General features: G+C 57.1%; 28 protein-coding genes and 1 tRNA gene. 4 read left to right on the top strand and 25 right to left on the bottom strand.

Going from position 1 to position 25,586, the window contains the following annotated elements; genetic code table 11:
- Positions 1–116: 116 nt before the first annotated feature.
- The 7 genes from AC1RN6_RS07275 to hemE all read right to left on the bottom strand — a co-directional run bounded on the left by AC1RN6_RS07275 (position 117) and on the right by hemE (position 7,951).
- Entirely contained in the window at positions 117–827 is a 711-nt protein-coding gene (locus AC1RN6_RS07275) for a thiol:disulfide interchange protein DsbA/DsbL (protein ID WP_493004210.1), read from the bottom strand.
- Between the two features lie 89 nt (positions 828–916).
- Positions 917–1,561, bottom strand: a complete 645-nt coding sequence (locus tag AC1RN6_RS07270; protein ID WP_493004208.1) for an SPOR domain-containing protein — start codon at positions 1,559–1,561, stop codon at positions 917–919.
- Between the two features lie 8 nt (positions 1,562–1,569).
- A complete protein-coding gene (argS, locus tag AC1RN6_RS07265) occupies positions 1,570–3,297 on the bottom strand; it encodes an arginine--tRNA ligase (RefSeq protein WP_493004207.1) in 1,728 nt (575 codons plus the stop codon).
- Positions 3,298–3,443: 146 nt separating this feature from the next.
- The gene (locus AC1RN6_RS07260; RefSeq protein ID WP_493004206.1) at positions 3,444–3,962 is read right to left on the bottom strand and encodes a DUF6622 family protein; all 519 of its coding nucleotides are present in this window, start codon (positions 3,960–3,962) and stop codon (positions 3,444–3,446) included.
- Between the two features lie 148 nt (positions 3,963–4,110).
- Positions 4,111–6,147 carry a primosomal protein N' gene (locus tag AC1RN6_RS07255; protein WP_493004204.1) on the bottom strand — a complete coding sequence of 679 codons (2,037 nt, stop codon included), beginning with the start codon at positions 6,145–6,147 and terminating at the stop codon, positions 4,111–4,113.
- Between the two features lie 4 nt (positions 6,148–6,151).
- Positions 6,152–6,412, bottom strand: a complete 261-nt coding sequence (locus AC1RN6_RS07250) for a hypothetical protein (RefSeq protein WP_493004203.1) — start codon at positions 6,410–6,412, stop codon at positions 6,152–6,154.
- Between the two features lie 462 nt (positions 6,413–6,874).
- The gene (gene hemE, locus AC1RN6_RS07245) at positions 6,875–7,951 is read right to left on the bottom strand and encodes a uroporphyrinogen decarboxylase (protein ID WP_493004202.1); all 1,077 of its coding nucleotides are present in this window, start codon (positions 7,949–7,951) and stop codon (positions 6,875–6,877) included.
- Positions 7,952–8,114: 163 nt separating this feature from the next.
- On the opposite strand from hemE, the gene AC1RN6_RS07240 reads away from it, so the two are divergent.
- Complete coding sequence (locus AC1RN6_RS07240; RefSeq protein ID WP_493004200.1) at positions 8,115–8,888, top strand: transporter substrate-binding domain-containing protein; 774 nt, start codon at positions 8,115–8,117, stop codon at positions 8,886–8,888.
- A gap of 64 nt (positions 8,889–8,952) precedes the next feature.
- On the opposite strand, the gene AC1RN6_RS07235 is transcribed toward AC1RN6_RS07240, so the two are convergent.
- The 13 genes from AC1RN6_RS07235 to AC1RN6_RS07175 form a co-directional block, all read right to left on the bottom strand.
- The gene (locus tag AC1RN6_RS07235) at positions 8,953–9,717 is read right to left on the bottom strand and encodes an SGNH/GDSL hydrolase family protein (protein ID WP_493004199.1); all 765 of its coding nucleotides are present in this window, start codon (positions 9,715–9,717) and stop codon (positions 8,953–8,955) included.
- A gap of 2 nt (positions 9,718–9,719) precedes the next feature.
- Positions 9,720–10,526 (bottom strand): PPK2 family polyphosphate kinase, encoded by an 807-nt coding sequence (locus tag AC1RN6_RS07230; RefSeq protein ID WP_493004198.1) that lies wholly within the window; start codon positions 10,524–10,526, stop codon positions 9,720–9,722.
- A gap of 55 nt (positions 10,527–10,581) precedes the next feature.
- A complete protein-coding gene (locus tag AC1RN6_RS07225; RefSeq protein WP_493004197.1) occupies positions 10,582–11,007 on the bottom strand; it encodes a CoA-binding protein in 426 nt (141 codons plus the stop codon).
- Positions 11,008–11,263: 256 nt separating this feature from the next.
- Complete coding sequence (locus AC1RN6_RS07220; protein ID WP_007883114.1) at positions 11,264–11,686, bottom strand: F0F1 ATP synthase subunit epsilon; 423 nt, start codon at positions 11,684–11,686, stop codon at positions 11,264–11,266.
- Positions 11,687–11,757: 71 nt separating this feature from the next.
- Positions 11,758–13,158: a F0F1 ATP synthase subunit beta gene (atpD, locus tag AC1RN6_RS07215; RefSeq protein ID WP_493004195.1), complete on the bottom strand. Its 1,401-nt coding sequence runs from the start codon at positions 13,156–13,158 to the stop codon at positions 11,758–11,760.
- Between the two features lie 56 nt (positions 13,159–13,214).
- On the bottom strand, positions 13,215–14,084 hold the full coding sequence (gene atpG / locus AC1RN6_RS07210) for a F0F1 ATP synthase subunit gamma (protein WP_493004194.1): 870 nt from the start codon (positions 14,082–14,084) through the stop codon (positions 13,215–13,217).
- Positions 14,085–14,114: 30 nt separating this feature from the next.
- Positions 14,115–15,656, bottom strand: a complete 1,542-nt coding sequence (gene atpA, locus AC1RN6_RS07205; protein WP_493004192.1) for a F0F1 ATP synthase subunit alpha — start codon at positions 15,654–15,656, stop codon at positions 14,115–14,117.
- 55 nt (positions 15,657–15,711) lie between these two features.
- On the bottom strand, positions 15,712–16,245 hold the full coding sequence (locus AC1RN6_RS07200) for a F0F1 ATP synthase subunit delta (protein ID WP_493004191.1): 534 nt from the start codon (positions 16,243–16,245) through the stop codon (positions 15,712–15,714).
- Between the two features lies 1 nt (position 16,246).
- Positions 16,247–16,717 (bottom strand): F0F1 ATP synthase subunit B, encoded by a 471-nt coding sequence (locus AC1RN6_RS07195; RefSeq protein ID WP_007883107.1) that lies wholly within the window; start codon positions 16,715–16,717, stop codon positions 16,247–16,249.
- A gap of 76 nt (positions 16,718–16,793) precedes the next feature.
- Complete coding sequence (gene atpE / locus AC1RN6_RS07190; RefSeq protein WP_006461334.1) at positions 16,794–17,039, bottom strand: F0F1 ATP synthase subunit C; 246 nt, start codon at positions 17,037–17,039, stop codon at positions 16,794–16,796.
- 77 nt (positions 17,040–17,116) lie between these two features.
- Positions 17,117–17,932, bottom strand: coding sequence for a F0F1 ATP synthase subunit A (gene atpB / locus AC1RN6_RS07185; RefSeq protein ID WP_493004189.1), 816 nt, complete (start codon positions 17,930–17,932; stop codon positions 17,117–17,119).
- On the bottom strand, positions 17,929–18,273 hold the full coding sequence (locus AC1RN6_RS07180) for an ATP synthase subunit I (protein ID WP_050476287.1): 345 nt from the start codon (positions 18,271–18,273) through the stop codon (positions 17,929–17,931). Before AC1RN6_RS07180 ends, atpB begins: the two co-directional genes overlap by 4 nt.
- Positions 18,274–18,606: 333 nt before the next feature.
- Positions 18,607–18,682, bottom strand: a tRNA-Arg gene (locus AC1RN6_RS07175).
- A gap of 211 nt (positions 18,683–18,893) precedes the next feature.
- Here AC1RN6_RS07175 and AC1RN6_RS07170 point away from each other — a divergent pair.
- Positions 18,894–19,472 (top strand): c-type cytochrome, encoded by a 579-nt coding sequence (locus tag AC1RN6_RS07170; RefSeq protein ID WP_493004188.1) that lies wholly within the window; start codon positions 18,894–18,896, stop codon positions 19,470–19,472.
- Between the two features lie 150 nt (positions 19,473–19,622).
- Here the strand turns inward: AC1RN6_RS07170 and AC1RN6_RS07165 are convergent, their stop codons facing one another.
- From AC1RN6_RS07165 to AC1RN6_RS07145, 5 genes are all read right to left on the bottom strand, one after another.
- Positions 19,623–20,279 carry a YiaD family glycine zipper/OmpA-like lipoprotein gene (locus AC1RN6_RS07165; protein WP_493004186.1) on the bottom strand — a complete coding sequence of 219 codons (657 nt, stop codon included), beginning with the start codon at positions 20,277–20,279 and terminating at the stop codon, positions 19,623–19,625.
- A gap of 80 nt (positions 20,280–20,359) precedes the next feature.
- Entirely contained in the window at positions 20,360–20,776 is a 417-nt protein-coding gene (locus AC1RN6_RS07160) for a hypothetical protein (RefSeq protein ID WP_493004185.1), read from the bottom strand.
- A gap of 10 nt (positions 20,777–20,786) precedes the next feature.
- Positions 20,787–21,179 (bottom strand): phage holin family protein, encoded by a 393-nt coding sequence (locus tag AC1RN6_RS07155; protein WP_493004182.1) that lies wholly within the window; start codon positions 21,177–21,179, stop codon positions 20,787–20,789.
- Between the two features lie 23 nt (positions 21,180–21,202).
- Positions 21,203–21,508, bottom strand: a complete 306-nt coding sequence (locus tag AC1RN6_RS07150; RefSeq protein WP_007883091.1) for an ElaB/YgaM/YqjD family protein — start codon at positions 21,506–21,508, stop codon at positions 21,203–21,205.
- A 259-nt stretch (positions 21,509–21,767) separates the two neighbouring features.
- Positions 21,768–22,829 carry a gamma-glutamyl-gamma-aminobutyrate hydrolase family protein gene (locus tag AC1RN6_RS07145; RefSeq protein WP_493004179.1) on the bottom strand — a complete coding sequence of 354 codons (1,062 nt, stop codon included), beginning with the start codon at positions 22,827–22,829 and terminating at the stop codon, positions 21,768–21,770.
- Positions 22,830–23,078: 249 nt separating this feature from the next.
- Here AC1RN6_RS07145 and kefF point away from each other — a divergent pair, with 249 nt between their 5' ends.
- Positions 23,079–23,633 (top strand): glutathione-regulated potassium-efflux system oxidoreductase KefF, encoded by a 555-nt coding sequence (gene kefF / locus AC1RN6_RS07140; RefSeq protein ID WP_493004178.1) that lies wholly within the window; start codon positions 23,079–23,081, stop codon positions 23,631–23,633.
- A gap of 48 nt (positions 23,634–23,681) precedes the next feature.
- Positions 23,682–25,481 carry a glutathione-regulated potassium-efflux system protein KefC gene (gene kefC / locus AC1RN6_RS07135; protein ID WP_493004176.1) on the top strand — a complete coding sequence of 600 codons (1,800 nt, stop codon included), beginning with the start codon at positions 23,682–23,684 and terminating at the stop codon, positions 25,479–25,481.
- Positions 25,482–25,586: the final 105 nt, after the last annotated feature.

Below are 25,586 nucleotides of genomic sequence, written 5' to 3'. Positions count from 1 at the left end.
GGACGGAACAATAAAGACAGCGCAAATACGACGTAAAGACAATGCGAAGACCGTGACAGCCAATAAAAACGGCCCGTCCTCTCGCGAGCGACGGACCGTGTTCGGTACGGCGAAGCTTATTTCTTCTTAGCTGGCTTGGCTGCTTCGGCCGGCTTCTCGCTGGCTTTTTCTGCGACCAGCTTGGCCACCAGATGATCCATGACTTGCAGGGAAGCCGCTTGCTGCATCGATTCCGGCTGATTGGCCATGGAAGCGCCTGCAATCGAAGGCGAGGTCAGGAAACGGCCGTCGATGGCAATCGTCGGCACGCCGTCGATCTTGTAGGCTTCCTGCAATTGCGCGGCGCGGCGAACCTTGGTCTGCACGCCGAAGGAGTTGTACAGGTCGAGGAACTTCTGCTTGTCGATGCCTTGCTTCTCGATGAATTCCAGGATGGTCTTGTCGGTGTCGACGCGTTGACGATCAACGTGGATGGCCTGGAAAATCTTCGGATTCATTTCTGCAGTCTTGCCCATGGCTTCCAGCGTGTAGTACAACTTTTGCTGGGGAATGAAGGACTCGCGGAAGGCAACCGGCACTTGCTTGAAGACGATCTTGTCGCCTTGCTTTTTCACCCAGGCGGACAGCGATGGATCGAAGGCTGCGCAATGCGGGCAGCTGTACCAGAAGAATTCGGTGACTTCGATTTTCTTGCCGGAATCGGTCGGCTGGGCTTGCTCCAGCGTACGATAATCGGTGCCGTTTTGCGGATTGGCAGGAGACGCGCTGACCGAAACGGCCAGCAAACCCAGGCTGATAGCAGCGAGAGCATGGCGGAACAAACGCATAAACTTAACCCCTTCTCAAGGTGCGCAGCCACTGCTGAAACAAACAAAACACGGCAGTGGTAAAGCGCAAATAAACGATCAATTAAAAATTATTTTGGAATGCGCACGATGGCTGCATCGATGCCGCTGTCAGACAGCTTGCTGCGCATCCGGTTCACTGTTTCCGATTGTCCGATCGGGCCGATACGCACGCGGTACAAGGTGCCGTTATCGGATGGACGTTCGCTGACCTTGGCTTCAAATCCCAGCAGCGCCAACTTGGCGCGCGCGTTCTCGGCGTCGGCCTGTTCGCGGAAGGCGCCGGTCTGCAGGAAGTAAGTCCATTTGTCGTCGACGGCGCTCTCCGGCTTGGCAGGCTGATCCTTGGTGATGGCGGCCAGCTTGTCCTTGTCTTTCGGCACGTCGGCGGTCTTCGGCGGCACGGGTGGCGTATCCGGTTTCTTGGCGTCGGCAGCAGGCTTCTGATCCGGATCCTTAGGCGCCGGCGGCGCTTCCTTGGTGACATCCTTGTTGCCGTACAGCGGCTTGTTCGGATCGGCGGCCTGGCCTGGCGACAGTTCGGTGCGTTCCTGCTTGGTCACCTTGTTGACGAAGGGGATCGGCGACTTGGTGATCATCAGCGCCACCACGACGGCAATGCCGAGGCCGACGATGAGACCGAGAATAAGGCCGAGGAAGGTGCCGCCGGCTTGCTTGCGAAGATTCGGTTGGTGTTGTTTCACTTTTGTATTCATCTGCAGAGTTACATTCTTGACGGAGCGGATACGCCGATCAGCGCCAGTCCATTGCGCAACACCTGGCGCGTGGCGCTCATCAATGCCAGACGCGCCATCTTGGTTGGGACATCGTCGACCAGCACGCGTTCTGCATTGTAGTAGCTATGCAACTCGCCTGCCAGATCGCGCAGATAGAAAGCTACCTGATGCGGTCCCAGCTCTTGCAGGGCATGCGCCAGCGCTTCCGGATATTCGGCCAGCTTGGCCAGCAGGCTGACTTCGCGCGGGGCGGTCAGCGGCGACAGGTCGGTGACCTGATCCAGCGTGGTGTCGTCGCCGGCCCATTGGCCCAGCACCGAGCAAATACGCGCATGTGCGTACTGGACGTAGTAGACCGGATTTTCGTCGTTGCGGGTCAGCGCGACGTCGACGTCGAACACGAATTCGCTATCGGCTTTGCGCGAGATCAGGAAGAAACGCACGGCGTCTCTACCGCGGGTCAGGTCGCCGGCTTCCGCTTCCGCACCATTCGACCACTCGATCAGGTCGCGCAAGGTAACGTAAGAACCGGCGCGCTTGGAGATCTTCACCTCTTCGCCGTTCTTCATCACGGTGACCATCTTGTGCAGCACGTAATCGGGGTAGCCTTGCGGGATGCCGACATTGGCTGCCTGCAGACCCGCGCGCACGCGCGCGATGGTGCCGTGGTGGTCGCTGCCCTGGACGTTGATGACCTTGCCGTAGCCGCGCTGCCATTTGGTGATGTGATACGCGACGTCGGGCACGAAGTAGGTGTAGGTGCCGTCGGTCTTTTTCATGACGCGGTCTTTGTCGTCGCCGTAGTCGGTGGTCTTGAGCCACAGCGCGCCGTCCAGCTCGTAGGTCTTGCCGGCGTTGACCAGCGCTTCGACAGCGGCGGCAACCTTTCCTTCGGTGTAAAGCGACGATTCCAGATAGTAATTGTCGAACTTGACGCCGAAGGCCTGCAGATCCAGATCCTGCTCGCGGCGCAAATAGGCTACGGCAAAACGGCGGATCGATTCGATATCCTCGACGTCGCCACTGGCGGTGGCCGGTTCGCCATCGCTGGCGGAGACGGTTTTCCTGGCTTTGAAGTCGTCTGCGATGTCGGCAATGTAGTCGCCGTTGTACGCCGATTCCGGCCATTCGGCGTCGCCCGGCTTGAAGCCCTTGGCGCGCGCCTGCACGGACGTGGCCAGCGTGGCGATCTGCACGCCGGCGTCGTTGTAGTAGAACTCGCGCAAGACGTCGTAGCCCTGCGACTGCAGCAGCGCCGACATGGCGTCGCCGAGCGCGCCTTGGCGGCCGTGGCCGACGTGCAGCGGACCGGTCGGATTGGCGGAGACGAATTCGACCAGCACCTTCTTGCCGGCGCCGGCGTTGCTCTTGCCGTATTGGGCGCCTTCGGCCAGGATGGTCTTGACCACGGCCTGCTTGGCAGCGTCCGCCACGCGCAGGTTGATGAAACCGGGGCCGGCGATGTCAGCCGACGAAATCAACTCTTCACGGCCGGGCTGGGACAACACGCCGTCGACCAGCGCCTGCGCCAGTTCACGTGGACTTTTCTTGAGCGGCTTGGCCAGCTGCATGGCCAGGTTGCAGGCGATGTCGCCGTGCGACGGATCGCGCGGACGCTCCAGCGTGACGGTCGGCGTCAGGTCGGTGCCGGCGATCAGCGGTGCCAGCGCGGCCTGGAATAATTCGGTGATGCGTTGTTTTTGTTGAGCAAGCATGGGAACAGATGGGGTCGGCGGCGCGGCTGCCCGGAAACCGGCAACGCACTCCGCACATTGATGAATATATAAACCCCGGATTATACCGGCTTGCCGTGCTCAGATTGAAGGCGTATTAACGGATCACTGAAGGTGGGCACCGGCGATCAGACGCTCAACTGCGCCGCCGGCAGCTGCGCCTGCCGATAAAGATGCAAGATTCGCAACATGCGGCCGCCTGAAACACCGATAAACAAACCGTACAGTACGCTGACCGCGACGGTGATCGAGGCGCTCTGCACCAAGGGCGAATGCATGGCTTTCAACACACCCATTGCGTATTTGACGGCAAAGACGCCCATCATCATGACCAGCGGAAACCAGCTTCCACGCATGAAAACCGTACCGCGCTCCGGATAAGCCACCGTACCGGCATTGCCGGCAACGCTCCAGCTGGCAATGCCGCTGGCGACGGCAGCCATCAGGGCGGCGCCCAATGCCAGCGCATCGGCATGCGCCAACTCGTACAGGCCGTGCCCCGATAAAGCAAGCATCAGCAACGGTACCAGCGCCACCTTGATGATCGCCGTTTCGCGATCGAAGCCTGCCGACCAGCCGCGATAAGCCAGAAAGGCCAGCATGGCCCAGACCCAGAGGGGAGTGTGAACGAGAATTTGATACAACATGGCAACTCCTGAGGAGAGAAAGGAATGGCGCCATGCTAGGCAGTGCAGGCGAAGTTTCCTATTGCCATGCGACGAACTGCGGGATTGGGGAAAATATGGAAGGTTTTATGCGATGAACGGCAGCGATGAGCGCAGGCAAGAAAGCGACTCAGATGTCGACCGGATCGACTTCCAGCGACCATTTGGCGCGCGTCTTCATCTGCCGCAAGACATCCAGCCAGTCACGCAGGAAGGCTTGCAACGCGGGCCGCGAGGCGCATTCGATCAGCAATTGGGCGCGCTCCACATTCGCCACGCGCGTCATGGTCATCGGAATCGGATCATTGATGGTGATGCCGGGATGCTCCAGGCAGCCGGCTGCATCTTTAAGGAACGTCAGGGCGGTATCGATTTCAGGCGCTTCAGCGCGCAACAGCGCCTGATAGATGAACGGCGGCAACGCTGCCTGCTGGCGCTCTTCCAGCAACTGAGTGGCAAAGCCGTCATAGTCGTGCGCTGCCACCGCGCCATACAGCGGATGATGCGGATAGCGGCTCTGGATCAGCACTTCGCTGGGCGAGCCGCCTTCCTTTTGCCCCGCCCGCCCGGCACGCCCCGCGACTTGCATGAGCTGTGCGAACAGACGCTCACTGGCCCGATAGTCATGCGAAAACAGCGCCGTGTCCGGGTTCATCACCCCGACCAGAGTCAGGCGTTTGAAGTCATGCCCCTTGGCGACCATCTGCGTGCCGATCAGGATGTCCACCTCACCGCGATGCACGCTGTCGAAAGCGTTCTGCGCTGCACCCTTGAGGCGGGTCGAATCGGCATCGATGCGCAAGACGCGCGCTTCGGGGAACATCGCCTGCAAGCCTTCTTCGACGCGCTGCGTGCCGCGCCCCAAAGGTTGCAGGTCGACGTTGCCGCAGGTCGGGCAGGCTTTGGGAATGTACAGCTCCAGGCTGCAATGATGGCAGCGCAGACGCCGCTCCGGCTTGTGCAGCACCATGAACGAGGTGCAGCGCATGCAATTGCTGATCCAGCCGCAAGCGTCGCAGTTAAGCACCGGTGCATAGCCGCGACGATTGAGAAACAGCAGGGATTGCTCACCGCGCTCCAGACGCAGCTTCAGCGCCGCGACCAGCGTCGAGGTCAGACCGTCGTTGGGACGATCACGCTCCATGTCGATCATTTTCACCTTGGGCAACACGGCGTCGCGCACCGCGCGTTCGCGCAGTTGCAGCTTGCGGTAGCGCCCGGCCTGCGTGTGCTGCCAGGTCTCCAGCGAGGGCGTAGCCGAACCCAGCACCACCGGAATCCCCAGTTGATGCGCCCGCCACACCGCAAGGTCGCGCGCTGAATAGCGCAAGCCTTCCTGCTGCTTGTAGGACGGATCGTGCTCTTCGTCGATAACGATCAGTTTGAGATGCGGCAACGAAGACAGAATCGCCAGCCGCGTGCCGAGCACGATGCGCGCCTGCCCCTGATGCGCCGCCAGCCAGTTGAGCGTGCGCTCGCCCTCGGCCAGGCCGCTGTGCAGACTCACCACGTGCACGCCGGGAAAGCGCGCGCGGATATTCGATTCCAGCTGGGGCGTCAGGTTGATTTCCGGCACCAGCACGAGAATCTGCGCGACTTCGCCGGCCGCTTCGCTCTGCGCCAGGATGCGTGCTGCCGCCTGCAGGTAGACCTCGGTCTTGCCGCTGCCGGTCACGCCGTACAGCAGCAAGGGCGCAAAACCTTGCGCCGTGGCGATGGCATCGACCGCCTCTTGCTGTTCCGGCTTCAATTGCGGCGTATTGACGGGACTGCCGTCATGGCCGGCGGTCAGCTTGCCCAGCTTCTTCAGGGCGCGATCCAGCGCCGTCGTGGTGAGGGTGCGCAGATTCTTCGGCAGGCCGGGCAGCGCGACCTCACCCAGCGGACGCTGGTAGTAGTCGGCGGCAAATCCGCACAGCGCCCGCCATTGCGCCGACAACGGCGACAGCTGGCTACGTACCGCGATGACATCCTTGAGCTTGTCCTGCGGCACATCGGTGCGATCCGCCAGGCCGATGATCAGCCCCGCCACTTCACGCCGGCCGAAGGGCACGATCGCCAGTTGCCCGACTTGCGGCTCGGCCTCATCAGCGACACGCTGCCAGCGATAATCGAAAACTCTGTCAAGAGGAGTATCGAGGGCGATCTGAAGGATGCGTTGTTCCACGAACTTAATGTAATTCCTGAAAAGGTGACCTAACTAACGGTTTCATAACTACTTTTTCAACTATCCACACAAGCTGTGGATAACTTTGTGCACAACTCGGTCTTGACAAGGTTTTTCCCAGACTGGCTGCGGGTTTCAATAAATTGCCTAAATCAAAAGCAAAATTTAAATCCTTAAAAATCAATAGCTTACAAAAACCTTTTGGAGCCATGAAAATAATTTTTAATTTTTTATTATTGCCGCGCACAAAAACGATTTTGTGCATAAGTCCAGATATTTCGCACTAAAACGGCATCGCGGCGAGATCGCCCGCACCAGTTTCTGTCAAGCAAAATTTGTCGGAAAATTCCCGACAAAGCAGTAGGAATTTCAGAATATTTCTCAAGTAAAACTTGAAAAGTACACGTAACTCACGGTTTCATAAGTGCTTTTTCAACTATCCACAAATCCTGTGGATAACTTTGTGGACAAGTCCCTCTTGACAGCCCTGCGGCCCCCGTTTCATGCGGGTCTTGATAGTTTGCACAAATCCCATGCAAGAAACAAACACATTTAAAATCAATGACTTGGGCGATTCACAAATCGAAGGAATTATAAATATGGATATGAATGATTCCTACTAAGAAAAGCCCCGGCTTTGTGCATAAGTGATGGCAAATTATCAAAATTCGCCTCTTTTCCATGCGGCTGAGTATGTGCTCGTCTTCCGATAGGAATTCTCAGCGGATTAGCGCAGCTCCCGGCTGATGCTGTGGACGGCATTTACCAGCACGGTAACGGCTTCCGGCGGCGTGAATTGCGAGATTCCGTGACCGAGGTTGAAGACGTGGCCATTACCGGCCGAGGGTTTGCCGAACGAAGTCAGCAGCTTTCGCACTTCCGCCTGGATCTGCGCGTGGCCGGCAAACAGGACGTTCGGGTCGAGATTGCCTTGCAGGGCGACCTTGTCACCCACCCGGCGACGCGCGTCGGCCAGATTGACGGTCCAGTCGAGGCCGACGGCATCTGTGCCGATCGCCGCGATCTGCTCCAGCCAGAGGCCACCGCCTTTGGTAAACACGATCGCAGGAATGGTGACGCCATCTTTCTCGCGTTTGAGCTGGCGCATGACGTCGGCCATGTATTGCAGGGAAAACTCCTGATAAATGCCATCGGCAAGCGCGCCGCCCCAGGTGTCGAAAATCATCACAGCCTGCGCGCCGGCGTCGATCTGCGCATTCAGATAGGCCGCAACCGCAGCGGCGTTGGTCTTGAGGATGTGGTGCATCAGATCCGGACGGTCGTACAGCATGGTCTTGACGGTGCGGAAATCATCCGAACCGCCGCCTTCCACCATGTAGCAGGCCAGCGTCCAAGGGCTGCCGGAAAAACCGATCAGCGGCACACGGCCATTGAGCTCAGTACGAATCTGCGTCACGGCGTCAAATACGTATTGCAGGCTGCCCAACTCCGGCGCCTGCAAGGCCATGACGGCCTTTTCGTCGCGCAGCGGGCGCTCGAATTTTGGTCCTTCGCCGTCGGCAAAGAACAAGCCCAGCCCCATCGCATCCGGTACGGTCAGGATATCGGAAAACAGAATGGCGGCATCCAGCGGATAGCGGTCCAGCGGTTGCAGCGTGACTTCGGTGGCGTAGTCGGGATTTTTCGCAAGGCCCAGAAACGAACCGGCGCGTGCACGTGTGGCGCGGTATTCCGGCAAATAGCGGCCGGCCTGGCGCATCAGCCATAGCGGCGTGTAATCAGTCGGCTGGCGCAGCAAGGCGCGCAGGAAGGTATCGTTTTTCAGCGGAGCAAATTGGGACATGAGCGATCGTGTGGAGCAAGTCGGCAATCCGCTATTATCGCACCCAAACGGCAAATCAGAGACCTTGCCCCGGCCGGCCATGCAATCATTTTGGCCTGACGGATTGATGGCGGGAAACCTGCGTGATATCGTCGTCGCTCAATAAAATAATCAGGAGGATGACATGAAGAAGTGGTTGATTGCGTTCGGCTTGCTATGCGCCGGCTTATCCATGCAGGCGGCGCAAGCCGCAGAGAGCAGCCGTCTCGACGAGGTGCTCAAGAACGGCAAGCTGCGGGTGTGCATGACCGGCGATTACAAGCCTTTTACCTATTTCAAAACAGACAACAGCTTTGAAGGCATCGACGTCGACCTGGCGCAATCGCTGGGCAAGGCGCTCGGGGTTGAGGTGCAGTTCATCAAAACGTCCTGGCCGACGCTGATGAACGATTTTCTGTCCAAGTGCGATGTCGCCATGGGTGGCGTGTCGGTCACGCTGGACCGTCTGAAGAAAGCGTCATTTGCGGTGGCGCACATGGTCGACGGCAAAGCGCCTGTCGTGCGCTGTGCAGATGCGGCAAAGTTCCAGACGCTGGAGATGCTCGACAAGCCGACAACGCGCGCTATTTTCAATCCGGGCGGCACTAACGAACGTTTTGCACGCGCCAATTTCAAGCAGGCGCAACTGGTTTTGCATCCGGATAACGTGACGATTTTTCAGCAAATCGTTGACGGCAAGGCCGACGTGATGGTGACCGATTCAAGCGAAGTGTTGTGGCAGGCCAAATTGCATCCCGAGCTTTGCCCGATCAATCCGGACAAGCCGCTGCAGTTTGCCGAAAAGGCTTTCATGCTGCCGCGCGCGGATGTCGCCTTCAAGGAATTTGTGGACGCATGGATGCACATGCTGAAGGCGACCGGCGACTATGACCGCATCGTCAACAAGTGGCTGCACTGAGCATGATGCAGTAAGCCGGCTGGCCGAACCCTGCACATGTGGCGTTCGGCGAGTCCGCCCGGCATCAATGGCCTTGTACGCGCTTGTCCATGATGTCGTTGATGGCCGAGGCAAGTTGTTCTGCCCATAAGAGCACACCGGAAGCCGACGGATGATACCCGTCAACAGCCATCAGCGAACGATCGCGCGCATTGCTTTCCACCGGTACGAAAATCGTCTGCGGCGTCGCTGATGCCAGCGACTTTGCTGCTGCACTGAGCGTAGCGGCCTTCAATCCAAGTACATGGCGCAAAGGCTGCGGCAGCGCCGGAAACAGATGCAGCGGCGGCACGCCGGCGATCACCAGCAAGTCAGGCTGCAGACGCTGCTGTACCAGTTGCACCAAGGTCGCGAGATCCTCCCGGTAGCGGGAGCTGCTGCGAAAGGCAGTGCTGTCGTTCACGCCGAAAGCGATCAGCACCACATTCACCTTTTTGTCCGGCAATTGCGGCGCCACATCGCGGATGGCGTCTGCCACTGTCGCACCGTTTTTGCCGAATGCCGTCCAGCTTACAGGACACTGCCAACGCCTCGCCAGCTTGCGCGTCACTTGCGCGGTGATCGCCTGCTCTTGCGTGTCGACGCCGACGCCGGCGACTGGGGACTCACCGATGGCGAGCAGGGAATACGATGCGGCCTCCGGCGATGCTAGTTGCATTGGTACACAGATCCCGTGACGCTCGCCCGCCGCTTCCGGCATGCGCGGCGTAACGCGCCGCGTGCGCTTGCCTTGCGCCAGCAGCCAGGGCAACAACGGCAGAGCGAGAATTTCCGGCAACCAGCGTCGCATGCTTATTTGACCTTGAGACCTATGAGTTCTTTCTTGGCCGCCGGATAGGCCAGCTTCATGTCTTGCAGCGTTTCCAGCACGATGTTTGCGATCACCAGGTTGCGATGCGTCTTGGAATTCGCCGGCACGACATACCAGGGCGCGTTGTCGGTATCGGTGGCTTGAATCGCCTGGCTGTAGACCTTCTGATAGTCATCCCAGCTCTTGCGTTCTTCCAGATCCCCGATCTCGAATTTCCAATGCTTGGTCGGATCGTCGACACGCTCCTGCAAACGTACGCGTTGTTCTTCCTTGGAGATATGCAGAAAGCACTTGATGATGACGGTGCCAGTCTCGCTAAGCATGCGTTCAAAGTCGTTGATGTGCGCGTAGCGGCGCTTGCATTCCGCCGCATCGATCCAGTCGTGGACACGCGTGATCAGCACGTCTTCGTAGTGGCTGCGATTGAAGACAGCCAGCTCGCCTTGTTTTGGCACCTCTTGATGGATGCGCCAGAGATAATCGTGCTGCAGTTCCGGCGTGCTCGGGGCTTTGTAGCTGACAACGCGGATGCCCTCCGGATTGATGTTCCCGAAGACGCCATTGACAGTGCCGTCTTTGCCACTGGTATCCATGCCTTGCAAGACCACCAGTACTTTTCTGTCATGCGCGGCATACAACATGCCCTGCAATTCACCGATCTGCGCGGCGATTTCCTGCACCTGCAATTTATCGGCGGCTTTATCTCCGCTGGACAGGGACTTGATTCCGGCATTCTCGTCCTTGATGTCGATTTTTTTTGTCGCTCGAAATTGCTCGCGGATGCTCACGCTTGTCTCCTTTGTCGTGGGTGGTTCAAACAATCAACCTGTGCAAGCCTTTGGACTACAACACGCCGTGCGTAATTCCCATTGCGTGATCAACCTTGATGCAGCGGTCCATGACGACAACAAGTCCTGCCGCCTGCGCCTTGATGGCAGCAGCGTCGTTGACGATCCCCTGCTGCATCCAGACGCAGGTGGCGCCGATGGCGATTGCTTCATCGACCACCGGCGGAATAGCGGCAGATTTGCGGAAGCAATCGACGATATCGATCTTCAGGCCTGTGCCGGCAAGTGCTGCCGCTGCGTCCTGTAAATTTGCATAACAATATTCGCCCAATATCTGCGTGCCCGCGTACATGGGATTGACGGCGACGATACGGTAGCCATGGTGCTGCATGTACGCGCTGACGTCGTAGCTGGGCCGATCAGGACGATTCGAGAGTCCGACGACGGCGATGATGGCTTTGGATGCGGTGTTTGCATTCATGGGGGAGGGCTTTCTTCATGGAGCACGACGTTCCACTTTACCTCATCAGCAGTGAGGCTGCTGTATCACTGGCGAGGATCGTTCAAGCGAGCCGGCGTGCATGCAATTTCCTGCATGCAGGATCAGGAGTCTGCAGAAATGAATGCGTGCAGCAAAGGCCCTGGGGCAATGACGTTGAAAATAAAAAAGGCAGCCGAAGCTGCCTTTTTTATTGATGCTGATGACTGATCGCGAAATGCTTGCAGTGCTTAGCGTATTAACGCTTCTGACGCAGACGTTGAATCGCAGCCAATTGCGCCACTGCCGTCGCCAGTTCGGCTTGTGCTGCTGCGTAATCGATCTTGGAATCGCGGTTTGCCAATGCTTCTTCTGCGAGTTTCTTCGCAGCGCTTGCCTTGGCTTCGTCCAGATCCGAACCGCGGATTGCGGTATCGGCCAGAACGGTCACGGTATCAGGTTGCACTTCCAGCAAACCGCCGGCGACGAAAACAAATTCGTCTTGCGCCTGGCCAGGAATCTTGATGCGTACTGCACCTGGCTTGATGCGCGTGATCAAGGGAGTGTGACGGGGATAGATCCCCAACTCACCCGCTTCACCCGGCAACGCGACGAATTCCGCTTCGCCGGAGAAGATTTCCTCTTCGGCGGAGACTACGTCAACGTGAATAGTATGTGCCATGTCGTTTCCTATTCGCTCAGCCGCCCTGCCCCAACTTCAGGCAAGGACGACATCACGAGAATCAAGAGATCTTAGTTGATCTTCTTGGCCTTTTCGATTGCTTCTTCGATCGTGCCAACCATGTAGAACGCTTGTTCCGGCAGGTGATCGAGTTCGCCGCTAGCGATCATCTTGAAGCCCTTGATCGTGTCTTTCAGCGAAACGTACTTACCTGGGGAACCGGTAAACACTTCAGCAACGTGGAAAGGTTGCGACAGGAAACGTTGCATCTTACGAGCACGCGCCACCAGCAGCTTGTCTTCCGGAGCCAGTTCGTCCATACCCAGAATCGCGATAATGTCGCGCAATTCTTTGTAGCGTTGCAGAATACCTTGAACAGCGCGGGCTGTTTCGTAGTGCTCTTGACCAACGACTTGCGGATCCAGTTGGCGCGATGTCGAATCGAGTGGATCGACCGCAGGGTAGATACCCAGCGAAGCGATGTCACGCGACAGAACGACGGTCGAGTCCAAGTGAGCAAACGTGGTAGCAGGCGACGGGTCGGTCAAGTCATCCGCTGGAACGTAGACGGCCTGGATCGATGTGATCGAACCAGTCTTGGTCGACGTAATACGCTCTTGCAGACGGCCCATTTCTTCAGCCAGAGTAGGTTGGTAACCCACTGCGGAAGGCATACGGCCCAGCAGCGCGGAAACTTCAGTACCGGCCAGTGTGTAACGGTAGATGTTGTCGACGAAGAACAGAACGTCCTTGCCTTCATCACGGAAGCCTTCAGCGATCGTCAGACCGGTCAACGCCACGCGCAGACGGTTACCCGGCGGTTCGTTCATCTGACCGTAGACCATGGCAACCTTGGAGTTTTCCGGATTTTCCAGATCCACAACCTTGGCGTCAGCCATTTCGTGATAGAAGTCGTTACCTTCACGAGTACGCTCACCAACACCGGCAAACACGGACAAGCCGCTGTGTGCCTTGGCGATGTTGTTGATCAGTTCCATCATGTTCACGGTCTTGCCCACACCCGCGCCGCCGAACAGACCAACTTTACCACCCTTGGCAAACGGGCAAACCAGGTCAATAACCTTGATGCCGGTTTCCAGCAGTTCTTGCGATGGCGACAGCTCGTCGTATGCAGGAGCCTTGCGGTGAATCGTTGCTGTTTGTGCGTGGCTCACCGGACCGCATTCGTCGATCGGGTTACCCAGCACGTCCATGATACGGCCCAGTGTGGCCTTACCGACCGGCACGGTGATGCCCTTGCCGGTGTTCTTGATTGTCATGCCGCGACGCAGACCATCCGAAGTACCCAGTGCAATGGTACGAACGACACCGTCGCCGAGCTGCTGCTGAACTTCCAGCGTCAGTTCCGAGCCGTCCATCTTCAAGGCGTCGTAAATCTTAGGCATCGCGTCGCGTGGAAATTCAACGTCCACAACAGCGCCGATACACTGAACGATTTTGCCATCAGCCATTTTCGTTCCTTCAATATATAAAATTAAATACTGTTACGCATCTCTGCATTACGTCGTTAGACCGCTGCCGCACCGGCGACGATTTCGGACAGTTCCTTGGTAATCGCTGCCTGACGAGTTTTGTTGTAGACCAACTTCAACTCGCCGATCACGTTACCGGCGTTATCGCTTGCTGCCTTCATCGCCACCATACGGGCCGATTGTTCGGACGCCATATTTTCAGCCACCGCCTGGTAGATCAGTGCTTCGACATAACGCACCAGCAACTCGTCCACCACGCTTTGCACGTCAGGTTCGTAGATGTAGTCCCACGAATGCGTACCTTCGTCTGCCTGCAACTTGTCGCTCGAGAGCGGCAACAATTGCTGCAACGTCGGTTCCTGGCGCATCGTGTTGATGAATTTGGTATAAACCAAATAAACCGCATCCAGCTTGCCTTCCTGGTAAGCATCGAGCAGCACCTTGACGGGGCCGATCAGCTTTTCCAGATGCGGCGTATCGCCGATCTGCACCACATGCGACACCACTTTGGCGCCGATGCGGTTCAGGAAGCCCAAACCCTTGTTGCCGATCGCAACGGTTTCGACTGCATTGCCTTGCGCTTCCAGTTCACGGATCTTTGCAGTGGTCAGACGCAAGGAGTTGGTATTCATACCGCCGCACAGACCTTTATCGGTCGTGACGATGATGAAACCCACCTTCTTGGCGCTATCCTGCTTGACCATGAACGGATGCGTATACTCCGGATTGGCCCGCGACAGATTGGAAGCGATATTACGAATCTTGTCACTGTAGGGACGTGCCGCATGCATCCGGTCCTGCGCCTTGCGCATTTTGGATGCAGCGACCATTTCCATCGCCTTGGTGATCTTCTTCGTATTTTCTACGCTTTTGATCTTGCCACGTATCTCTTTACCTGTAGCCATGAGATTGACTCCTTATAGCTTCAGTTGAGATTAGTACGCGCCGGATTTTTTGAAATCGGCAATCGCAGCGGCCAATGCTGCTTCAGCATCTTTATCGAGTTGCTTGGTGTCTTCGATCTTTTGCAGCAGGGCAGCGTGACTGGTTTTCATAAAGCTGTGAACACCTGCTTCGAATGCCAGCACCTTCTTGACATCGACGTCGTCCAGGAAACCCTTGTTGACGGCGAACAGTGTCACGGCCATCAGGGAAATCGACAGCGGCGAGTATTGTGCCTGCTTCAACAGTTCGGTCACGCGTGCACCGCGGTCCAGTTGCTTGCGGGTTGCTTCATCCAGGTCGGAAGCGAACTGCGCAAACGCAGCCAGTTCACGGTACTGTGCCAGGTCGGTACGGATACCGCCGGACAGGCTCTTGATGACCTTGGTTTGAGCAGCGCCACCAACGCGCGACACCGAAATACCGGCGTTGATCGCAGGACGGACACCAGCGTTAAACAACGATGTTTCCAGGAAGATCTGACCGTCGGTAATCGAAATCACGTTGGTCGGAACGAATGCGGACACGTCGCCAGCCTGTGTTTCAATGATCGGCAGAGCTGTCAGCGAACCGGTCTTGCCCTTGACTTCACCGTTGGTGAATTTCTCAACGTAGTCTGGGTTGACGCGTGCTGCACGCTCGAGCAGACGGCTGTGGAGGTAGAACACGTCGCCTGGGTATGCTTCACGGCCTGGTGGACGGCGCAGCAGCAGGGAAACCTGACGGTAAGCAACTGCTTGCTTGGACAGATCGTCATACACGATCAGCGCGTCTTGACCGCGATCGCGGAAGTACTCGCCCATGGCGCAGCCGGAGTAGGCCGACACGTATTGCATCGCTGCCGACTCGGAAGCCGATGCGGCGACAATGATGGTGTACTCCATCGCGCCGTGCTGTTCCAGCGCGCGTACGATGTTCTTGATCGACGATGCTTTTTGACCGATCGCGACATAGATACATGTCACGTTCTGGCCCTTTTGATTGATGATCGCATCAATCGCAACAGCAGTCTTACCGGTTTGACGGTCACCGATGATCAGTTCGCGTTGACCGCGGCCGATAGGCACCATCGAGTCGATCGACTTCAGGCCGGTCTGCATTGGCTCGGAAACCGATTGACGTGCAATAACGCCTGGAGCGATTTTTTCGATCGGGGCTGTCAGCTTGGCGTTGACAGGACCCTTGCCGTCGATTGGCTGACCCAGCGCATTGACCACACGGCCGCGCAGTTCAGGACCGATAGGCACTTCCAGAATACGGCCGGTACACTTGACAGTGTCGCCTTCGGAAATGTGTTCGTACTCGCCCAGAATAACGGCGCCAACGGAATCGCGCTCGAGGTTCAGCGCCAGACCGAAAGTGTTGCCTGGGAATTCCAGCATCTCACCTTGCATCACGTCAGACAGACCATGGATACGGCAGATACCGTCGGACACGGAAATAACCGTGCCTTGATTGCGAATCTCAGCGGTATCGCCAAGGCCTTGAATCCGGCTCTTGATCAGCTCGCTGATTTCAGATGCGTTGAGTTGCATACTAACTCCTAAAAATTTTTCTATCGCTTAGGCTGTTACGCCAAGGCCCTGGCAATTACGCAGCCAAAGCAACATGTAACTGTTGCAGCTTCGCGCGCACCGAGGTATCGAATACTTCGTCACCGACCACTACACGCACCCCGCCGATCAAAGCGTTATCCACCTTGACGGTTGGCGTCAGCTTGCGACCGAATTTCTTTTCCAGCGTGGCAACCACATCCTTCAGCTGCGCATCGGACAATTCAAACGCGCTGGTGATTTCTGCATCAGCGGCGCCTTCCTGTGCGTTTTTCAGCGTATGGAATTGTGTGGCGATTTCGGGCAACAGCGTCAGACGGCCGTTCGCCACCAGTGCGCCGACGAAGTTTTGCGCTTCGACGCTCAATGGTGTTTTCAGAACGGACGCAAACGTGGAAGCAACCTGAGCATCCGACAGAGCCGGATTTTGCGCAATTGCTTTCACGTCCGGATGCGCTGCAGCTTGTGCCATCTCGGAAACGAGATCAGCCCAAGCCGACAGACTGCCGGCTTTGGCCACGCGGAACAGGGCTTCTGCATAAGGGCGAGCAATCGTTGCGAGTTCGGCCATATTACAGCTCTGTTTTCAGTTGGTTCAGCAATTCGGCATGCGCCGCTGCATTGACTTCACGCTTCAGGATCTGCTCGGCGCCTTTGACCGCGAGGGTCGCAACTTCGCCGCGCAAGCCTTCACGCGCTTTGGTCACTTGCTGCTCTGCATCCGCCTTAGCGTTGGCGATGATGCGCGCTGCTTCTTCGGAAGCGGTCTTCTTTGCTTCTTCAATAATCAGCTGAGCACGCTTTTCAGCGTCACCAATACGTTTTTGGCCTTCGTCGCGTGCTGTTGCCAGCTCTGCCTGAACGCGCTTTTCAGCGGCAGCCAGGTCAGCCTTGCCGCGGTCAGCAGCAGCCAAGCCGTCCGCAATCTTCTTCGCGCGCTCGTCGAGCGCCTTGATCAACGGCGGCCAAACGAATTTCATCGTAAAGCCGGCGAGGATGAAGAAGACCACGAACTGCGCAAACAATGTTGCATTTAAGTTCACGGTAATTTCCTTCTCAGAATATCGTGTGCCGAATCAATCAATCCGGCAAAAATGAGAATCGGCTATGCCGCCCGAATTACTTCGCGATGAACGGATTTGCAAATGCGAACAACATGGCGATACCAACACCGATCAGGAACGCAGCGTCGATCAGACCGGCCAGCAGGAACATCTTGGTTTGCAGTGTGTTCATCAGTTCTGGCTGACGTGCAGATGCTTCGAGGTACTTACCGCCCATGATAGCGATACCGATACAAGCACCGATAGCACCCAGGCCAATGATCAAACCGCAAGCCAAAGCAACGAAAGAGACATCAGTCATGACAATTCCTTAGAAAGTTAAAAGTTAATACAAAAATCAAAAACAAACCAAAAAGCTAAAACCGTACAGCAGCCTTGTTAGTGCGCCTCATGCGCCTGGCCGAGGTAAACCAGTGTCAACATCATGAAAATGAATGCTTGCAGCAACACGATCAGGATGTGGAAAATTGCCCAGATCGAACCTGCGATGACGTGGCCGACAAAGCCGAACGCCGTAGCAGCCGAACCCAGCAATGCGATCAGCAAGAACAACAGCTCACCCGCATACATGTTGCCGAACAACCGCATGCCCAGCGACACGGTCTTTGCAGCAAATTCAATAATATTCAGAAGCAGATTGAAAGGCGCCAGCCAGATGCCGAACGGCGCAGCAAACAATTCATGGACGAAGCCGCCTGCGCCCTTGATCTTGACACTGTAATACAGCATCAGCGCCAGCACGCCCAGAGCGATGCCCAGCGTACCATTCAGGTCGGCGGTAGGGACGATGCGATGATGGATTTCTTCCATACCTGCCAGGCGCATGATGCCCGACACCAAGTCGACAGGCAGAAAGTCCAGCGAGTTCATCAGAGCGACCCACACGAACACCGTCAATGCGAGTGGCGCGATGAAAGTACGGTCACCGTGCACGATTGCCTTGGATTGGTCTTCGACCATTTCGACGACCATTTCGACGAAAGCCTGGAAGCGGCCGGGCACGCCCGAAGTCGCCTTGCGTGCGGCCAGATACATCAGCAGGCAACCGACCACGCCACAGACCACCGACCAGAAAATGGTGTCCATATTGATGATCGAGAAATCGACGATCTTGCTTTGGTGTTGCGAAGAGAGATGTCCGAGATGGTGGACGATGTATTCTGAAGCAGTAGGTGCGTGCGCAGCAGCAGTCATGGTCGATGTCTAAACAGTAAAATTAAGTAACTTTTAAGCACCACGATGAAGCTCAGCACAAATGCGAGCCAATTCACATCGCGATACAACCAAACAACTGCGCCCATGAGCGCAAGAGTCGTAGCAATCTTGATAAATTCCCCGAACAAAAACGTCATCGGGTTAGCCCCACCAGGCTTGCGAGCACTTGTATAGAGACGCAGGGCGAACAGGCCGTTGGGGACAAAGCAGCAGATCCCCCCCAGCAATGCCGACCATAACGCAGATACGCCGCCCAACAAACCAGCTGTACATGCAGCGACGACCATGGCCACAAGCTGCAGAAGGATGATGCGCAGCATATATATCCAATATCGTGCAAGCCGCACTCATTATGAGCAGACGGCGGTTTAGAAGCCCGGCGATTATAATTGCTTGCGTCTGGATTCGTCAAACTTTTAACGCACGATCAAGGCGTTATATCGTCAAGTTGCATGTCAGATGTGAGCTTTAACACACAGCTGCATAATGGGGCAAAATTGGGCAAATCGCGATTACCTGCAAGGTAATGCGGGCGACTACGAAGATCGCCGAATAATCTGACACCCGACTGACAAAAACGCGATCATTCAACAGGAAAAACGACAAGTAAATACAGATGAGACTATTATTATTTGAATCGCAACACATCAGGTTGGCGCGGCTGGCGGGGATCGAACCCACGACCCTTGGCTTCGGAGGCCAATACTCTATCCACTGAGCTACAGCCGCGTCGGACGCGAACGTCGAAGAGGGGTGAAGGATACAGTTTTTCCCTTGGCGCGTCCACGCATAGCAACTATTTTCCGTTCCCAACGAATTACATTGTGTCTATAATCAAAGGTTGGGCGAGACAACGCTTCTCTAAACAGTAATAGACACTGATTTGCAGCACAAAATCAGGATAACGCTTTCGAAGAATATTGCACTGAGGGAACGAAACATGAGCGACGCACATCAAGAGCACGAATCCGCAATCAAAACGCCAAAACAACTGATTGCCGCTGTATTGGCCGGTTTTCTGGTCCCCATCATCTGCATCGTACTCCTGGTGCAATACGTCACAAATGCTCAAAAGACCGGCGCCGGTTCGGCCAGTCAGACGCCTGAAATGGTCGCCGCCCGCATCAAGCCGGTCGCCGACGACGGCTTCACGTTCCGCGATGCCAGCGCTCCCAAGCAGTTGCTGAGCGGCGAAGAAGTCTTCAAATCCACTTGTGCCGCTTGCCATGCAGCCGGCGTTGCAGGCGCGCCGAAGGTTGGCGATCCCGCAGCCTGGAAAGCGCGCATCAGCGAAGGTTACGAAAAACTGCTGTCACACGCGCTCAACGGGCTCAACGCCATGCCGGCCAAGGGTGGCAACCCTGATCTGGATGATGTCGAAATTGCCCGCACCGTGGTGTACATGGCCAATCAGTCCGGCGCACAGTTCAAGGAACCGGCAACGCCGGCTGTCGGCACTGCTCCGGCCGCAGATGCTGCTGCAGCACCAGCGGCACCGGCCGCAGAACCAAAGAAATAACGCTATCCCAGCTCATCTTGCGCGATCACATCGCGCCGAGGTTGAATTTGAATCAAGAGTTAGCAAAAAGCCCCGCACTGCGGGGCTTTTTTTATTGCTGTCGCTGATTGCAAAAATCGTCCTAAAGACTCAATCCGCAATCAATTCAGATCAACGTTGTTGCGGCTCTGCGACGAAAATTTCAACACGGCGATTTCTGGCACGATTGGCCTCCGTGGTATTCGCCACCAGCGGCTCGTGCGAACCACGGCCATCGATGTTGAAACGCCCCGGCGACACGCCGCGCGCAGTGAGATAGTCACGTGTGCGTGCAGCACGTTCCATCGATAACGGATTGTTGATGGCATCGCTGCCGGTACTGTCGGTGTGGCCGATGATGGTCACATTTGTTGCCGGGTTTTCGTTCAAGGTGGCGGCAAACTTATCCAGGACGGCGCGGAAGTTCGGCTGAATGTCGGCGCGCCCGGTGTTGAACGAAATATCGCTAGGAATTTCCAGCTTCAGGCGATTGTCCTGGGTCTGCGTGACCTGCACGCCGGTGCCTTGTGTAGCCTGTTCCATGGCGCGCTTCTGATTTTCCATACGCGTCGACCAGACGTTGCCGATCACTGCGCCGAGTCCGGCGCCGATTGCCGCACCTGCTGCGGTGCGCCCGCCACCACCGCCGCCCGTTGCCGCACCAAGAATACCGCCGATACCGGCACCCACGCCAGCACCGGTTGCCGTGCCGCGCTGAGTCGCGGACATGTCGGCGCAGCCGGCCGCAGTCAAGGCTAATGCCAATGCACCAATAGTCAATTTACGCATGTTCGTTTCCTACTTTCTTCTTTACTTTTATTGACGACAAACAATCACATTCGCCGCTGGGTCATACACTGATAAATTATTTATTCGCCGTCCGGCGTAGAGACATCGTGATCGCCGGATGTCGTTTCTGCGCCACGCGCCTGGTCTTGCCTGCGCGTGAGGTAATACGCAAATGCTGCACCGGCGCTGATGACAGTGCCGTATAAAAGCGGCTTGCGCAGATAACGTTTCGAGATCAGAGAAATGCCGCCGATCAGCAGCGGCGACAAGGATTGCAAATTACTACCGCCCTTGCCGGAAAACGCGCCGCTGAAAGTTGAGGATACTGCACCGACGATACGGTTAAGCGCTCCTTTGGCCAGCGATTCGGCATTCAGGTTGGCGCGCACTGTGCTGCGTCCGTCCATGATGCCGATACGGAACAAAGCGCCTTCAGCAAGCAGCCTGCGCTTGCGCTCTTCCAGGGGGACATCGGGTTTCCAATCGGTGTTCGCCATGATTTCCCTTTTATAGCAACGCGTCGCGGTCTTTGCGCAGTTCGGCCATGGTTGCAGGCAGGGATAATTTCCCCTGACGCAAAATGGTGCAGGCGTACCAGATGATGGCGGCGGTCACCACGGTGAAAAAGATGCCAAACGCAATGAGCACCTTCCATCCCCAGGAATCCCAGGCAAGGTAGACCACCAGCACCGTCCAGAACGCCACCGCGAACCAGAAAGCGATCGCTGCGAGCGTGAACAGCGTCAGGAACCTGATCAGATTGCCGCCGATCTCGGACAGCTCCAGAGAAGCCAGCTCGATACGGTTGATAATCAGACCAAGAAGATTCCTGGCGATGCCCAGCAATCCGGCCGTCAATCCAGGATTGGCCGGTTGAGCCTGCTCTTGTTTATGCTCCATGTCGGTTCCGGTGCGTACTGCGCTTATTTGCTGCGGCCGATGACCAGACCCACCAGCAAGCCGACGCCGGCCGAAATCGCCACGGCGCGCCATGGATTTTCGTGGACGTAATCGTCGGTGCGGGCGGCGACTTCCTTGCCTTTTTCGATAGCCACGGCCTGAGCGTTCTGGGCAGCTTCAACAGCGGCCTCCAGCATGGTCAAACCTTTGCTGCGCAGTTCGTCGGCTTTGTCGCCGGTGGCCGAGGCAGCTTCACGGAACAGTTCTTGCGCATCTTTGACCAGAGTTTTCATATCGTTTCTCACTGTTTTGTAGGCGGATTTTGTCATGGGGGAATTCTCCTTTTATTAAATGCTCAGCGGGTAAAACGGGACATGCGGCCGGCTTAAGGGCCAAGTGATCTGCATTATCCAGAGCATGGCGTTACGGAAAAATAACGCCGGTACGACTACGTTGAAGACGCTGCGTGCTGTGGGGACTGCGATTTCACTCACGACACCTGCAAAAACTCAGCAACGCAGGCTCTTTTTGATAGCTTCTATCTATATAAGTTTCTCAACCTGTTCAAAACATTCAATTCTGCCAAGTTCAGAAGCGGGTTTCGCGCGCCGTCCGCAGAAAACTGTCGAGAATAGGCATGCAATCCAGCAATTCGGGGCCGCCGGCGCGGTGAAACTCCGGATGCCACTGCAAACCCATCACGAAGGGCGCCTTGCGGTAGCGGATCGCCTCGACGATGTTGTCGTTACCCGATACCGCTTCCACCGATAAATCGCGTCCTAGGTCTTTGACGGCCTGATGGTGGATGGAGTTGACCACAGCGCTTTGCGTATTCACCAGCGAGGCCAGCGTCGAACCCGCCGGGAAACTCAGCTCATGGTAGTTGCTGTCGTACAAATCGTTGACGTGCGCAATCGCGGTCGGCACATCGGTCGCAATATCCTGATACAGCGTGCCGCCGAACGCGACATTGATCAGTTGGCAACCCCGGCAGATGCCCAGCACCGGCTTGCCGGCTTCGATGAATTCATGCAGCAGCTCAAGCTCGTACATGTCGCGCACGCGGTCGCCGTTCCATTCGGGGCGGGTCGCTGCCTGCGCATAGCTTTGCGGCGAGACGTCGGCGCCGCCTTGCAACACCAGACCGTCCAGATGCTTGGCGTAATCGCGCAGGCGGATGTTGCTGGGATGGACCAGGCCGTTGGTATTGACGGTCGGGATCATGAACACCAGCACATCACGCGACATCACCCACTGTGCGATGGACTCTTCAAGATATTGCAAAGTCTTGCCGCGCAACCCCTTGGCGCCGGTTTCCGGGTGGAAGATGCGCGCCGAGATACCGATCTTGAGCGTGCGCTGCATGATGCGGCGACCGGCTTTGTCCGACATCGCCTTGAAACGTGCGGCCAGCAGTTTCCAGGTTTGGGCCCAGGGCGTTTCCAGAGGCGGAGGAGAGAATGAGGGGTAATTCGGCGGCGACTGTGGAGGCTGTTGCCCCGTTTGTGCACCTGTCTGCGCCCCCGGCTGCGTGCCCGCCTGTTGCGTCGCAGGCTGCGGCGTTGATTGTGCGCCAGGCTGTGCCGCGCCCTGACGCGGCGGTGGAGGAGAACTCGACTGATTGGCTTCGGAATCGCTAATATCGGACATGGCGGCTATGTAGAGTTGAAATCAATGGCGCTAACCAAGTGCAACGCCCGCGAACAGGATTGGCAAAGTATAAGCGCATTGATTTGAATTTGGGCATCTTGGCGATGCCTGCTTGGTGGAGCGTAACGCAGGTCTCACGCGCAGCGGATTTTTATTACTGCACGATTACTCCTCTTTAATCCAGACAGCACATTAGCAATATATGTTCCAATCTCTCCTGACTTCTTTCATCTTCAGGCATGCTCCTACATGACCACTTCACGCATTCTTATCCTCTACGCACATCCGGGCGGTGATCACTCCTGGGCCAACCGCACCATGATCGAAGCGGCCCGCAGCCTGCCGCAAGTGCGCGTCCATGATTTGTATGAGTGCTATCCCGACTTTCATATCGATGTGGAATATGAAAAGGCCCAGCTGCATGAGGCGGATCTGGTCGTGCTGCACCATCCGATTCACTGGTACAACATGCCGGCGCTGCAAAAAGAATGGATCGATCTGGTGTTGCAACGCGGATGGGCTTTCGGCCCCGGCGGCGATGCCTTGCATGGAAAAGACTTCTGGCTGGTCGCGACCACCGGCGGCGACGCCGACGCATACCAGACCGGCGGTCGCCATGGACATCCGTTCAGCGATTTCCTGCCGCCTTACCAGCAGACCGCGCGCCTGTGCGGCATGCGCTGGCAGGCACCGAACATCCTCCACGGCGCACATCATCTGAGCAAGGAGGCGCTGATCATGCATGCCGCCAATTACCGCGCACAGCTCGACAGCTATCCAAACTGGCCTGCCGCCGAGCCGTAAAACAAGCCCAACAAGACTACCAATCAAGATCAACGATACGACGACACCATGGAACAACATCTGCTCAATCCGCTGATCTACCTGCTGGCGGCGGTCATCGCCGTACCGATCGCCAAGAAGCTGGGGCTGGGCGCCGTACTCGGCTACCTGCTCGCCGGCATCGCCATCGGCCCCTGGGGACTGGGGCTGATCAGCCAGGTCGAAGACATCCTGCATTTCTCCGAGTTCGGCGTGGTGCTGCTGCTGTTTCTGATCGGACTGGAGCTTGATCCGAAACGCTTGTGGTCGCTGCGCCAGCGCATCTTCGGCTGGGGCGGGGCGCAAGTCGCACTGGTCAGCCTGGCGTTGTTCGGCGCGGCGCTGGCTGGCGGCATCGACTGGCGCGTGGCGCTGATCGGGGCGCTCGGTATGTCGCTGTCATCCACCGCGATCGCACTGGCGACGCTGGGTGAACGCAAGCTGACCGCCACGCCTGCGGGCTCGGCCGGCTTTGCGATTCTGCTGTTCCAGGATATCGCCGCGATCCCGATGATGGCGGCGGTACCGCTACTCGGCGTGGCTGTGGCGCAAGGGAGCGGACAAGGCTGGCTGCACACCGGACAGGTGGTTGCCGTGATCGCACTGCTGATTTTCGGCGGCCGTTTCCTGATACGTCCCATTCTGCGCATCATCGCCAAGACAGACATGCGCGAAATTTTCACCGCTTTCGCACTGCTGCTGGTGATCGCGACTTGTCTGCTGATGCAATCGGTCGGCATGTCGATGGCGCTCGGTACCTTCCTCGCCGGCGTGCTGCTGGCCGATTCCGAATATCGCCACGCGCTGGAAAGCGATCTGGAACCGTTCAAGGGCCTGCTGCTCGGCTTGTTCTTCATCGCCGTCGGCATGTCAGTCGACTTCGGTATTTTTCTTGAACAGCCTTGGCTGATCCTCGGCCTCGTCGCCGGCTTCCTCGTCATCAAGATCGCAGTGCTGTTCGGACTGGCCAAGGCCTTCCGCATTCCGCGCGACCAGCAGGTGTTTTTTTCCTTCCTGTTGTCGCAGGGCGGTGAATTCGCCTTCGTGGTGTTCGGCGCTGCCGCCACCGCGCAAGTGCTGACGCCGCGCATCTCATCGATCCTGGTGGTGGTCGTGGCGCTGTCGATGGTGATCACGCCTTTGCTGCTCTTGCTGCATGACCGCGTACTGTTGCCGCGCCTGCTAGCCAAAGGAAAACGTGCCGAAGACGAAATCGAGCCGCAGGATAATCCGGTGATCATCGCCGGCTTCGGCCGCTTCGGCCAGATCGTCGGCCGCCTGTTGCATGCCAACGGCATCGGCCTGACGATTCTCGATCACGATCCGGACCAGATCGAATCGCTGCGCAAATTCGGCTTCAAGGTGTTCTACGGCGATGCCACGCGCATTGATCTGCTGCGCACTGCCGGCGCCGACAAGGCGCGGCTGCTGCTGATCGCCATTGACGATGCGCCCGCCAGTCTGAAACTGGTGGAAGCGGTGCAGCGCGCCTTCCCGCATCTGAAGATCGCCGCACGCGCACGCAACGTCACGCATCTGTATGACCTGATGGACCGCGGCGTCACCGTGCTGGAACGCGAAACCTTCGAAAGCGCCTTGCAGATGGGTAGGCAGGTACTGCGCCAGCTCGACTTCGGTGCCTACCGCGCGCATCGCGCGGCGATGAAGTTCCGTGCTCACAATATCGAGACGCTCAACAAACTGTACCCGCACTACAAGGACCAGCAGCAACTGGTATCGATGGCGGTGCAGGCGCGCGAAGAACTGGAAGCCATGTTCGCCAGCGACAAAGACGCCATCGCCAGCGGCGACAAGCATCGCTGGGATTGATGCAAAAGAACGCGGCATAAAAAAAGGCCGGACAAAACATCTGTCCGGCCGTCCTGCCCACTTCACTTATTTACTACACCTGCTTACTGCACCTGCTTACTACAC

This window comes from Herbaspirillum sp. GW822-FHT03A08, from assembly GCF_058801885.1.
This window is presented reverse-complemented; position numbering and strand designations above follow the sequence as displayed.